11 protein-coding genes and 1 pseudogene are annotated in these 12,291 nt (G+C 67.0%); 6 read left to right on the forward strand and 6 right to left on the reverse strand.

Annotated features, from left to right (window positions below; translation table 11 throughout):
* Both SSOG_RS23580 and SSOG_RS23585 read left to right on the forward strand, forming a co-directional pair.
* Positions 1-869: type II secretion system F family protein (locus SSOG_RS23580; RefSeq protein WP_039938489.1), on the forward strand; the 869-nt coding region annotated here is incomplete at its 5' end.
* Positions 866-1,699, forward strand: a complete 834-nt coding sequence (locus SSOG_RS23585; protein ID WP_039938491.1) for a type II secretion system F family protein — start codon at positions 866-868, stop codon at positions 1,697-1,699. The genes SSOG_RS23580 and SSOG_RS23585, both read left to right, overlap by 4 nt.
* Positions 1,700-2,380: 681 nt before the next feature.
* Here SSOG_RS23585 and SSOG_RS57930 read toward each other — a convergent pair.
* A pseudogene (locus SSOG_RS57930) lies at positions 2,381-2,672 on the reverse strand (DUF4158 domain-containing protein); the annotation flags it as partial.
* A 394-nt stretch (positions 2,673-3,066) separates the two neighbouring features.
* Here SSOG_RS57930 and SSOG_RS53835 point away from each other — a divergent pair.
* The 3 genes from SSOG_RS53835 to SSOG_RS48800 all read left to right on the forward strand — a co-directional run bounded on the left by SSOG_RS53835 (position 3,067) and on the right by SSOG_RS48800 (position 4,999).
* The gene (locus SSOG_RS53835; RefSeq protein WP_039938493.1) at positions 3,067-3,327 is read left to right on the forward strand and encodes a hypothetical protein; all 261 of its coding nucleotides are present in this window, start codon (positions 3,067-3,069) and stop codon (positions 3,325-3,327) included.
* 330 nt (positions 3,328-3,657) lie between these two features.
* Complete coding sequence (locus tag SSOG_RS52520) at positions 3,658-4,026, forward strand: hypothetical protein (RefSeq protein WP_009716758.1); 369 nt, start codon at positions 3,658-3,660, stop codon at positions 4,024-4,026.
* A gap of 163 nt (positions 4,027-4,189) precedes the next feature.
* Positions 4,190-4,999 (forward strand): SAM-dependent methyltransferase, encoded by an 810-nt coding sequence (locus tag SSOG_RS48800; protein ID WP_009716759.1) that lies wholly within the window; start codon positions 4,190-4,192, stop codon positions 4,997-4,999.
* A 10-nt stretch (positions 5,000-5,009) separates the two neighbouring features.
* Here SSOG_RS48800 and SSOG_RS23600 read toward each other — a convergent pair whose 3' ends face one another.
* The 5 genes from SSOG_RS23600 to SSOG_RS23620 form a co-directional block, all read right to left on the reverse strand.
* Complete coding sequence (locus tag SSOG_RS23600; RefSeq protein ID WP_009716760.1) at positions 5,010-5,951, reverse strand: helix-turn-helix domain-containing protein; 942 nt, start codon at positions 5,949-5,951, stop codon at positions 5,010-5,012.
* Positions 5,952-6,002: 51 nt separating this feature from the next.
* Positions 6,003-6,242, reverse strand: coding sequence for a DUF397 domain-containing protein (locus SSOG_RS23605; RefSeq protein WP_009716761.1), 240 nt, complete (start codon positions 6,240-6,242; stop codon positions 6,003-6,005).
* A 647-nt stretch (positions 6,243-6,889) separates the two neighbouring features.
* Positions 6,890-8,356 carry a UvrD-helicase domain-containing protein gene (locus tag SSOG_RS23610; protein WP_039938498.1) on the reverse strand — a complete coding sequence of 489 codons (1,467 nt, stop codon included), beginning with the start codon at positions 8,354-8,356 and terminating at the stop codon, positions 6,890-6,892.
* Between the two features lie 498 nt (positions 8,357-8,854).
* Complete coding sequence (locus SSOG_RS56235) at positions 8,855-9,742, reverse strand: DUF6083 domain-containing protein (protein WP_009716764.1); 888 nt, start codon at positions 9,740-9,742, stop codon at positions 8,855-8,857.
* 159 nt (positions 9,743-9,901) lie between these two features.
* Positions 9,902-10,165, reverse strand: coding sequence for a helix-turn-helix transcriptional regulator (locus SSOG_RS23620; RefSeq protein WP_009716765.1), 264 nt, complete (start codon positions 10,163-10,165; stop codon positions 9,902-9,904).
* A 639-nt stretch (positions 10,166-10,804) separates the two neighbouring features.
* Here SSOG_RS23620 and SSOG_RS56240 point away from each other — a divergent pair.
* On the forward strand, positions 10,805-11,368 hold the full coding sequence (locus SSOG_RS56240; protein ID WP_039938501.1) for a hypothetical protein: 564 nt from the start codon (positions 10,805-10,807) through the stop codon (positions 11,366-11,368).
* The last annotated feature ends 923 nt before the right edge of the window (positions 11,369-12,291 follow it).

The raw sequence follows: 12,291 nt of genomic DNA on the forward strand, positions 1-12,291 counted from the left end.
TGTGCGCGGCGGTGGCCGCGTGGCTCATCTCCGGTCGGGACCGGGAACTGCGCCGGGCCAGACTGCTGTTCGCGGGTGGCGGGCCCGTCGCGCCCACCGGGCCGGCCCCGGCGCGGCGGCTGTCCGAGACGGTCGCCTGGCTCAAGGAGCGCTGGCGGGTCAGGTACGGCGGGCGGATGGGGCGTGAGCTGCTGTGCCTGCCGGTCGGCTGCGTGCTCGCGGCGCTCGGCGCATCGGCCCTGCCGCTGTTCGCCGCGGTGGCGGCCGTGCCGGTCGTCGGCCGGTGGCTGAGGACCCGGGAGCGCGTCCGGGCCCGCGACCGGCGCGCGACGGGAGTGATCGAGCTGTGCGGCACCGTGGCGGGCGAGCTGCGGGCCGGGCGACAGCCCGGCGAGGCACTGCTGTCCGTGCCCTCGGGAGACCTGGGGGAGCGATGGGGGCTGGTGTCGGCCGCCGCGCGGTTCGGCGGGGATGTGCCCGAGGCCCTGCGCAGGGCGGCCCGGCAGCCGGGCGCGGAAGGGCTGACCGGGGTCGCGGCCTGCTGGCAGGTGGCCGTCGACGAGGGCGCGGGGCTTGCCGCCGGGCTCGACCGGGTGGCCTCGGCGCTGCGCGCCGAGCGCGAGCAGCGGGAAATTCTGCGCGCCAGGCTGGCGGGGCCCAAGGTCACCGTCGCGGTGCTGGCCGTGCTGCCGGCCTTCGGGCTGGTGATGGGCGCCGCGCTGGGCACCGAGCCGCTGCATCAGCTCCTGCACACCCCGGTCGGGCTGGGCTGTCTGCTGGGCGGCTGCCTGCTGGAGTGGGCGGGGTTCGTCTGGCTCAGGCGGTCGATGCGGGCGGCGCTCGCCCCCGGGAAGGCAGTCGGCCGATGAGCGCCGTCCTTGTCCACAGGCTGGGGATCGTGCTGTCCCTCATGGCCGCAGTCGCGTATGTGGCGATGGCGGTGGTGGAGGCTCGGCGGGACCTTGCCGCCGGGCGGCGTCTGGCGGCACTGCTGCCGGGCGGGCGAATGGACGCGGGTACCGGCACGGCCCGGCCCCGGGCCTGGGAGCGATGGCGCGCACGGATGGACGAGGGCGCGGCCCTGGCCTGGGCGGCCTCCCTCGGTGTCCTGCTGGCCGGTGTCGTCCTCGTCGGAGGGCCGCCGGGGTGGGTGCTGGGGCTGGCGGCCGCATACGGCGTCCGGCGGTGGCAGCGGCGGCAGATCGCCGCGCGGCGGTCCGGAGGCCGGTCCGGCGGCGCGGGGAGCGAGGCGGGCGAGGCGGTGCGGCAGATCCCGCTGGCCGCCGATCTGCTGGCGGCCTGTCTGGCCGCCGGGGCGGATCCGCGCACGGCGGCGGACGCGGTGGGCAAGTCGCTCGGCGGCCCGGTCGGCGACCGGCTGGTCCGGACCGCTGCGGAACTGCGGCTGGGAGGGGAGCCGGTCGGCGCCTGGGGGCGGCTTGGCGCGTTGCCCGGCGCGAGCGGACTGGCGCGCGCCCTGGAGCACGCCGGGACCACGGGCGCCCCGGCAGTGGAGCCGGTGTCCCGGATCGCCGCCGACTGCCGTGCCGAGCAGGGGAGGGAGGCGGGCCGACGCGCCGATCGGGCGAGCGTGCTGGCCACCGCCCCGCTCGGGGCCTGCTTCCTGCCCGCGTATCTGCTGATCGGCGTGGCCCCGGTGATGACCGGGCTGGCGGGCGGTCTGGCGGGCCACACCTGAGCACGGCGCCCCGGCCCTGTGCGGCATGGGGGATCGGCTTCTGTACGGCAATGACAGCTACGAGGGGGACCGAAATGGTGAAGCAGTGGTGGGCCCAGCGGCGTGCGGCAGCGCGTGCACGGGCCGAGGCCGGCATGGCCAAAGACCTAATCGCAGCACTAGCCGTGTCCCACGCAGGTGTGTCGCATTAGCTGAGGATGGGCATCCCGGCTGGCATTGTGCTCAGCTGAGTCATCGTGTCGCATTCCCCGTCTACTTGAGTGACGTATATCATACTGGGCTGTGAGTCTGAGGCCAGCGAGATTATCGACTGCTCGGAGATCAGCGCGCCGCTGCGGGACCTCGACAGCAGCATCGCACCACATCGCGCCAGGGGACCGAGCGCAGTTCAACATCGCCATGCTGTTGGTGGCTACGTTCACTGGAAGACAGCTCAGGCGCAACGCACGCGGCTCGTCCTCTTCGGTGCTGCGGACGCGCTCTCCCCGTGGTGGCAGGTACGGCGGCGGTGATGTAAGTGATCGTGGCGGCGACTGATTGGAATATCGGTACGGCCGCTGGTGCTGACATTGATCATGACCCTGTAGCAGTCGCGAGGGCGTTGACGCGGTTCGCGTATTCGCGGCCCTTTGCCCTGTGCCGGGATCGCCGAGGTGCCCGGGCGCCGTCCAGGGACTGGCAGCGCTCGGTGTATCGCTTCACCACCGACGGGTCCTCAACGCCGAGTTGCACGGCCAGGTGCTCGACCACCGGCCATTGCACCGCGAGCGGGCCCCCAGGGACCGACCGATGTAGCGCACCGTGCACATCTGGAGCGCGCCCCGAACTGATGGCGCTTGTTCCGCCGCAGGGCGATCAGGTCCCAATCGACGTCCTCCAGGAAGAGGAACGGCTCTAGCCCGGGCCGCGTCGGCTTTTCGGCGAAGGTCCCGTACGTCTCACCCTGCTCATCACTCAGGAACTCCACCGGCACAGACGGACCGTAGCCAGCCTCCGGGTGGCCCGGCGCCGTTCCAGCGAACCCCAGCGGCTGCTCTACGCCGATGGAACCGATCGATTCCCGCGAATCAGAGGTTCCAGGGGCAGAACCACGGAGAAGTGCCATAGAATTGGCATATGCCAGAGACTCACTCGCCACTTGTTGGCGAACGGATGCTCGCAAGTCCGTCACTAAGTTCGAGATGAGCGGGCTGAAAATACCTCAAGCGGCTCCGCTTGTCAGATGACTTTGCACGAGGGGCTTTCGAGGCGGCCCGACGCCACAGCTCGCGGTACGGTCGTCCCGGCTCCACGTGAAGGAGCCCGCCCCAGGGAATGGGGGCCATCCCGTTCCCCAGGGTGCAAGCGCGATCAAGACGGGAATTCGAATGCTTGACCGGTTTAACCGAGGGCGCACACAGCTGCCGCCCTCCGGGCAATTGCACGGTATCAGTTTTTATTTCATGCCCGTGGTGTTTCGCGAGGACAGGCCAGCCGTCGCTGCCCTTCAGCTGGTCGCGCTGACGCTCTCCTTGATTGCGGTCGGCGCTGTTGCCGCAGAGGTGTTCGCACCATGGGAGTTCATCTGTGCGGTGAACGGCTCGCCCTGCGGCCTGAGTATCCAGTTCAGTTGGTCCTGCGGATGTTGAGTCGGTGCCTGCTCGCCGCGCCTAGCTGGGCCGGCGAGCAGGCATCACTCCACGCCGAAGAAGCACGACCGCATTGAGCGGCCTGCAGTGAACTGCCTTCAGTGCACCTGGACTTAAGGACACGTCCGTGTGGGAACCTCGGCAACAAGGACGGCTCACCACTCCTAGCCTCTCCGGCACCTCCAGACCTGCAGACACGGAGGCACCCTGCCCGCAGACCCTGGCTTCTGTGGAGGTGCCCTCGTAGCAACGAATCTTTGGAGCGATGTCGGCTACTGCGCCTTCGTCCAACTTCAGAAGCCTCGCTACCTCAGATACGCGCAGGCACGCTTGCTGGACGAACCGGTCGGCCGGGCCGCGGTTGACACCACGTTCGGCATCGTCGCGAGCCGGTGGGGCAACCTCCTGCGCGAGCCACGTCCGGAAGCTGGCGCTTGGCGTCAACTCCGCGTCCAGGTCCGCACCGCGAGTCGTGATTCTTGCCGCCGGGACCCGGCCGTTGACTGGTTGTACGACTCACTGCCCGACGAGCTCGCTGACACGGTGGTGCTGCATTGCCGGCTGGGGATGCCGGTGAAGGCCGTCGCCGATCTGATGGGGGTGGACCCGCCGGGCGTGGCATGCCATCTCCTGGCCGCCATGCGACAGCTTCCTGCTGCGGCCCTCGAACGCCTGGAGGAGTCCATACCTCATCCGTGAAAGTCGGTCGGCTCCAGGCGTGAACTACCTCGGTGAAACGCTACGTCTGCGCCCTGTTTTCGCCACCATCACTCTTGACTGTGGTGGTGGCGCTTGGGCTGCCCTCCTATGATGGCCCTCATTCCCTGGAGAGATCGGGGCTCGACCGGGAGGGGTCTGTCCGTTGCCGGACAAGAGGCGCATTGACTTATCGGTTCCATCTGCGGCAAGGATGTTCGACTGGCTGCTGGGCGGGCATTACAACTATGAAGCGGACCGAGCAGCCTGCGAGCGGCTACTAAGTTTCGCACCGACCAGCAGGGAGGTGGCTCGCAACAACCGCTGGTTTCGTGAGCGCGCCGTCCGAGTACTGGCCCGAGAGCACGGAATACGGCAGTTCATCGACTTCGGGTCCGGGCTGCCAACGCAGAAGAACGTCCACCACATCGCACAAGCAGTCGATCCCCAGTCGCGAGTCGTATACGTCGACAGTGATCCCGTGGTCCTGGCCCACGGAAGATCCATCCTGGATGAGAACGACCGAACCGCCATCATCTCAGCCGACATCGCGGATACGGGATACATCTTCGGGTGTGAAGAATTCAAACGACTCATCGATTTGAATGAGCCTGTCGCCGCTCTGCTCATTTCTGTCCAGCACTGCATCCCGAAGGAGGTCGAACCGGGACAGCTGGTACGGCGGGTCGTCGAGCGCTTGAAGCCGGGCAGCTTCGTCGCGATCTGCCACCTGGTGAGCGACAGCGCACAGCTCCGACACGAAGTGACGGAGCTGATGCTGGAGCAGACCCAGGGACACTGGGGTCGCGTACGAGAAAAGCACGAGGTGGAAAGCTACTTCCACGGGCTTACGGTCAAACCACCGGGTCTAGTGGATGTCACCGACTGGCGCCCGGACTCCGAGCTACAGCAACGACAGCGCAGCATTGAATGGACGGAATTCGGCGGGCTGGCAGAAGTCCCTCCCCGACCGTAACTGCCGCGCGCTAATCAGAGAACCGTTCGAGAGCCCTTTGTAGCATACTGCGGCTCTCACGCCGTGAAGCAGCTGCTTCCGCGCTGAGCCGCAGCATCAGCTCGACGTGACGCTCCACGTCCTCCGCCTTCGAGTGGTACGTCGCGTCATCGTTCCCCTCGATGTACACCATGGGCGGCAGGCCGCCTGTCCCGAAGACGAGGTGGGTCATGGAAGCGTGATTGGAGACGACAGTGCTATCGAAGGGGACGAACCTGATGCTGACCTCGGGTACGTCGACAAGATTCAGCAACTTGAGCAACTGGCCGCTCATCGTCTTTGGGCTTCCAACCTGACGGAAGATAATGGACTCGTCCAACAGGAAGATCGCTTGTGGGGGCTGGTTCTGGCCGAAGAACCGCTTCTGCCGTTCCTGGCGTAGGCGTACCCGCGGCTCCACCTGGTCGGCGCCAGAAACGGGCAGGCCGTTGCTGATGATCTGCCGGGCGTAGTCGTCCGTCTGAAGCAGCCCGGGCACGATCTTCATCTCGTACGTCATGAGCTGGGCGCACTCCGCTTCCAGACCCATCAGCCGGTGCATCCACACCGGGGTGAAGTCCAAGAAGGGCTCGAACCATTCGGCTTCGACGGCACGCCGGGCAAGAACCTCCAGCTGGGCCCGGTCCTCCGCGCTCACCTTGTACGTGGCGGCCAATTTCTCGACGTCACGCAGGTCCGGAGGACTCTCAGCTCGTTCCAGGCGGCTGACTTTGGACACGGAAGCGTTGATCGCCTTCGCGGCTATTTTCATGGCGATGCCACACTGATCACGCCGCTGGCGAAGGGCTCCTCCAAGGAGCAGGCCAGCCGCAGTCGGCCTGACGTCCGCAAGCCGTCCTGGATCAAAAAGGGGGATAGGGTCATCAGGGCGGGGGGACACACGAGCTCCATTCGTGAATAGGTACCCGCCCATCCTGGCACGGCGGAAGCTCGCGTGTCCCTCGAATTTGGGTTTCTTTTGAGCCTAGTTGGCTACCGCGAGAAGGTCGAACTCGCCGTTCTTGACTCCGTCCAGGAACGCATCGATCTCCGACGTCTTGAAGATGAGCGCCGGTCCGCCCGGATCGGTCGAGTTGCGCATCGCAACCTTACCCTCCGGCAAGGCTGCCAGTTCGACGCACTGGCCGTTCGCCGTGCTCTTCCTGCTCTTGACCCACTTCGCGTTGACGGATCCCGCCGGGACCCCGTTCCGGTACTCGCCCATACAGAACCTCCGCACCATTGCGTTCGATTATTCGGCTTCCCCGCGCCCTCCCGGCCTGCTGTGCAGGAAACCAGCAGGCCGAGGACCCATGCAATCCCATCATGCAATTGCATGAACTGAAGGTATCGAGATACTAGCTTTGTGAATTCGAACGCCGCTGTCCCCCTATCGGGTGATCGGCAGAGAGTGACTTGTCAATAACCGAAATCCATACATACGTTTGGCTTTCGCATTCCAGAATTCTGGGATCGCACGTCGAGGGCCACCTCCTGAGCGTGCTCACCGAGATCGAGGTGATGGGTCGGCACGGTTTGCTGGAGCGGTTCCTCGTGCCCAGTGGACAGTTTGCGACTGGTGGCTTCTTCGTCGGCATCGACAAATCGTGGGCTGACCGGTTCGACATCGCGCGCATTAGTACGTCCTCGCCATCTCGCAGAGCATCACCGAGCGCCTGCTGACTGAGCGCAGCATCGCCCGACGCCGATCTTTGGCGGGGCTGCGAGCTGGCCGGGCAGAGCCAGGACGAACATGGGGTGACCGCCGAGTTGGCCGACAGCACGCGGCTAGGTCATGCCCCCAGAGGGTTGGGCCACGCCGTTCGCGGAGCGAACTGGAGCCCTGGGCGGCATGTCGCGGACCTCTGGGAGTCACCCGTCTCCTGCTTGCTGTGCGGCAGCGCTCCATGCCAGACCGCCGAGATCGAGTTGGTGGCGGGCACGAGTGACGGCGACGTAGGCGAGGCGGGCGTCTGCGTCGCTCACCTGCGCCGGGGCCTGGTCGGTTGCGCTTGCCTTGGCTTCGACCTCATTGGGCTGGGGAAAGTCGTTTCCGATTTTGACAGTCGGCCATTCGCGGCCTTTGGCTTTGTGGGCTGTGGACACGGTGACGTCGGCGCATGTTTCGTCGGTGAGTTCCGCCACTGCGGCGAGGATGGCGTCGGGGCCGTGGGTGTCGACGAGGTCGACGAAGGGCTGCAGGTCGCGGCCGGCCGGGTCGTAGGTGGAGTAGTCCTGCAGATCGCCCCAGGATGGGAAGAGCACAAGTTCGGGGTGGTGGGTGCGGCGGCCTTCCTTGAGGTCACGAGCGGCGAGGGCGAGTGCGGCCAGTTGCTGTCCTCCTCGGGTCAGGGCGACGCGGAGTCCGCTGCCCAGCAGCCGCATGACCTCCGTCATCGCTCCGATATTGGTCCGGCACAGCACCGCGTCGGGCTGGTCGACGTTGCCGACCTCTGCGGGAATGCTGGTTGTTCCCGTCAGGCGGATCGGGGCGTCCGCGAGTGCGAGCCACCGGTTGGCTTCCTCGGCGATCTGTGGGCCAAACCGGAATGACTGGGTGAGAGTCAGGTGCTCGGCTTCGAAGCCGGTCATGACGTCCTGGGCGCCCCGCCATCCGTAGATGGCCTGTGCCGAGTCGCCGACCATAACCAGCTGTGCGTGGTCACGCTGAGCGGTGAACACCTGCTCCAGAACCGGGTTGGTGTCCTGGGCCTCGTCGAGAAAGAGGAAGTCAGCCTCGATTTTCGGTCTGGTCAGCGCCCACATCTTGAGGTAGTGGTCGTGCTCGAAGCGGACGACCCCGTGATCGGGGCATTGCAGGTCTGCCCAGGCTTTGGCCGCGAAGGGGAGCACGAGGTCGGCGAACTGCCGGTGGTCGGCGGGCAGGTCGAGACCGCGGAGGCGCGGCACGTGGTGGCGGGCCGGAGCACTGTCGACGGAGTAGCAGAAGCGGGTGACAGTGCGCAGCACGTTGTGAGACAGGGTCCTTTGGCTGAGCTCTCGGTCTCCGATCCGCATAGGGCGGACGATGCCGAGGGCCTGACCGGTTTTCCAGGCCGGCTGGCGGGGACTGTTGAGACGGTTGGCGTAACGGTGGCCGAGCGCGGCGAAAGCCGTGGCGTGGGCTGTGCGGCATTGCACCGTTGGCGGGAATCGTCTCGCGGCGTCGTGTGCGATGTCCTTGTTGAAGGCTAGGTAGCGGCCGCGTCGCGACGTGCCGGCGGCGAGTAGACACAGCGTGCTGGTCTTCCCGGTTCCGGCTCCGGCCTGTAGAGCGAGGTGTCGACCGGAACGGAAGGCGTCTGCCGCGTGCATTTGTTCGTGGGTTGGAGTGTGCAACAAAGGCTCCGTAGGAGGCGGACGATAGAAAGAGGAACAGCGCCCCAGCAGTCGTCGGGGGAGGGAGAGAGACACCGGCCTATTCAGCCGGGCAGGTGGCCGCGGAGGAGGTGGCTGGTAGCGCAGGCCAGAACGTCCTCCGGTAAGTGGTGGGTGATCAGGCTCTGCACTCGCGACTCAAGGCGGTGACGTCGTTCGTGTTGCTCTTGCGCAATGCCCCTCGTGATCCGCTCGCCCAGGACGTCGCCCGGGCTCCGGCCGCCAGCGGCCGCCGTCAGGCGGTCGGGGCAGTGCGTGGTCAGCACGTCGATCGCCAGGAGCGGGCCCAGTTGGGCGCCGTAGCCGGTGCACAGCCTTTCCCGGGCTTTTGCCGCTGGCTCTGTGCTGTCGTCGGCCACGTGCGGTCGGCGCTCGCGGCGCGTCACGCGGCGGCGAGCCCGGTGTAGCTACCAGGGGAGGCAAGCCTTGACAAGGACACCTCTATGGCGCAGTGATATGTCACGACCGTGCCCTTCGTAGTGCCGGTCCGCTGCGGCCGGGGCGGCGCCCGTGCGTTGGCAACCGAGTGTGGATGTGCGCGTGGTGGCGGAACGGGTCGAATGGTTCCCAGTCGGCGACGGCCATGTCACCAGCCGTGAGAGCAGCGGCGTGCTGCAGACACCGCTGAGCGCGCCAGCGCAACTGCTCCTGATACGGCAGAGCCGACAGGCTGTAGACCGCCATGACATCCGAGGGCAGGGTCAGTTGGCCGCTCGTTGCGTTGACCGGCGCCAAAGACCAGGTGCCACCTGGTGCGCCTGGACTGAGCAGTGTGGCCGGGCAGCGGCGACGGCGCCGGGTCTGGGCAACGCACTGGATCTCGTCGACGGGACGGAACGCTAGATAGCGGACGTAGAGCAACTGCACGATGGGTCTTGCCGGGCGGCAGGCCGTTGCTCCTGCTGGTGGAGAGTCCGGCGGCGCGGCAAGAGGGGCAAGAGCCCCGGCATCCAGCAGTCTGCGCGTGCGGATGGCCATGGAACGGCGCAGCCCTGACAACTGGGGCACCGACGGCGGAGCTGCTCGGGCCGGGCACAGCAGAGCGTGTGGCAGACGGCACCAGCCGCTGCCGTCGCCTGCCGGATGGGCGACGCCAGAACTGATGTGCCAGCGGCATGCTTTAGGTACCTGTGATACCGGCAACTCCTGCGGATGAAGCCGGACCAGGCGTTCATTGCTGCGCACGTACCACTCGACAAGATTGCCGCACTCGCGGCAGGAGCCGTTTACGGCGCAGCGCAGAAGCCGGCTGCCACTGTCTGGGTCAACCCGCAGGGAGCGTCGCCGAGAGGTACTGACGTGGCTGCCGTCCCAGCGCCGGCCAGAAGGATGAGGTGAGGGGCACATGCACACGAAGCTGCCAGCGAACACGCCGTTCGGGCGGCACCCGGTCCGCAGGTTCCCTCAGTCAGCCCTAGCTGGACGACAGCAGTACGAACGACTGATCATGCATTCGATGCGGCGTTGCCGGTTCGGGTGATTCACGGAAGCTGCCGCAGGCCCGGATCAGCCCTCGGAGTCTCCGGGCTGCTCGTGTCCACGGCAGAGCGTGCTGAACAGGTCATCGAACTGCGTGTCGAGGGCATGTGCCAGGGCGTGCCAGGTACGGAGGGTGCCGATAGTGCGTCCCTGTTCGATCTCGATGACCGTGCGTCTACCCAGGCCGCTGCGAGCCGCGAGCTCGTCGTAGCTCCACCCGCGGGCGGCCCGCAGACGCGCTAGCTCCAGCCGCAGTGCGTCGAGGTCCGGGTCGGGCGGCAAGATCGTCACCCGACCATCCGACGGTGCAGACCCCTGCCCTGTCAGTGCAGACCTCTGCCCTGTCAGTGCAGACCTCTGCCCTATTTTTCGGAATGGTCGCAACAGCAAGAGGGCAGAGGTCTGCACTACGATGTCGGTCGCGTCCCTGTTTAGCGAGGTGAGGGATGGCGCGGTATCAGGAGGGAGGGACACGCGCCCATGAGGTTGCGCACAGAGTGTCCTCCGGCGGCGCGGGCCTGGACGGTGGAACTGAGGTGTCAGACCGGCGAGCTTGTGCTCGTCTGTCGGCAGTGCCCCCACAGCGGTCGGCAGGTCACGGCAGAGTCGGCGCGCTCGGCCGCCCTTGCCCACCTCGCCCGCCACGCCCGTGGCGATCTCCGGGCACTTCACCTGCGAACCTGCCAGTGCCACGAGCGTGGCTGCCGCTGGCACCGCCGTCACCGCGGGTGCGCCGGGTCCATCCGCCTACTCCTCGCCTGTGAACGCGGGGGCCGGGTATGGCGCCTCGCTGACGCCTGCAGTGCCTGCGCCGTGGCCACTACTCAGGCCTCCGTTGTCCCCGACACCGTACTGGTCGAACTACCGTGCCCGCCTTCCGCCCGACCGCACCGTGCCCGACGCTCCAGAGGGCCCGGCGAGCGCGTGCGTGTGAGCGAGATGCTCAGCTATCTGGCTGTGGCCCTGCCCGCGGATGCGTCTCCCGAAGCGAGGGTCCTGGCCCTCCAGTGCGCGCTGCGCATGAACGCATCAATGAGGGTCCAACTCCCCGCGGGCCTGTTGCGCAGTCTTGGCATCGACGCAGCGCAGGTTTCCCGCGAACTGGAGCGGGCGGGGTGGCTAAGTGTCATGGACAGTCCTCGAGCGGCAGGGATTGCCGCGCAGCTCCTCGATGCCACGCTGCTGGCTCAGGCACCCGCCCGTCCCGACCGACGGCGCGCTGCCGACTGGGCACTGCGCAACGGGTGCCCCGCGCGGGCGGGAGCAGCCGACCCCGGGCTGCAACTGCTGGGCGTCTATCTCACGGTCCACGGTGATCCCTCCTCGGGAAACGGATCGCGCGAATGCGACTGGATCAAGCGCGACTGCGGCATGCCCGATCAAGCTCTCCCCGGTGCTCTCGACCAGCTGAAGGGCAGTGGAGTTCTGAAGGGGTGGCGGATCTGCCCGGACTCAGGGGACATGCACTGGATTCTTGCGTCGGAGCAAGAATGAGCGTTCCGGCCTGTACGAATCTACGTCGCCAAGTTTGTCAGAGACGTGGAGTGTCAAGACGGGGAAAGCACCCCACCAGGGTGCTTATAGAAGATCTTATTGAAAGTCTGGAAATCCTCGACGAGGAGGACAAGCCCGCTGGTCAGACATGGCGCGATGCTCTCCTCAGGGTCGCCTGAGCAACAACCCGCAACACCGAGGTCGGGGTGAACACCGAAGGCGACGTCGGGCTCGAGTTGCAGATCCGCTCAGCAGCCGATCCGCCTCCGCTAGGTCGTCCGAGCGGGAGGAAGCCTTCGCCACGTAGGCGACTACGACGTCGGACCTCTGCGGCACCGAGGTGCCCGCGCGTGCCGTTCGATGGGGCACAGGCCGTCAGGCCGCCCGAGGCGTCTGAGGACGGCATCGAAGTACGGCACAGAGGTGTGCCCGGACCTGACCATGAGGGAGGGGAGTAGCACGCCATCGGGCGCGGGGGGCCACTCCACGGCGACAAGGATCGCTTACCTAGCCCTTGTCGAGGAGAGGGCCGCAGGCTTGAACCCGGCAGCAGCGGCGAGCGCGTGCCGACCGACGGGGACCTGGCTGCGCGCGGTCGAGATCAGGGCGCCCCGCACAGCCTTCACCACGACCTGCTCACTGACCTCTTGTCGGGTACACGCTGTACTGCTCTCTCGGGAACGGTGGCGTGGTTCGGGATCGCCGCCAGGCCATCGATCGACGGCCTGGGGAAGTCCCTCCATGGGTGAGGTGGTTGCGAATGCCGTGCCGCGAGTGGGAGGGCGATTTGGCGGGGCACCCTTCAGCCTCCGTTGCATGAGTGACCGGTCCCCGATCGGACCGTCATACGGCTCCGCCCCGCGTGCTCCCGTCCCCTCCAAGGCTGAAGCGGCCTGGTAGACACTTTCGAGTTAGCGGCACTA

Origin of the sequence: Streptomyces himastatinicus ATCC 53653 (genome assembly GCF_000158915.1) — a bacterium.
GTDB lineage: Bacteria > Actinomycetota > Actinomycetes > Streptomycetales > Streptomycetaceae > Streptomyces > Streptomyces himastatinicus.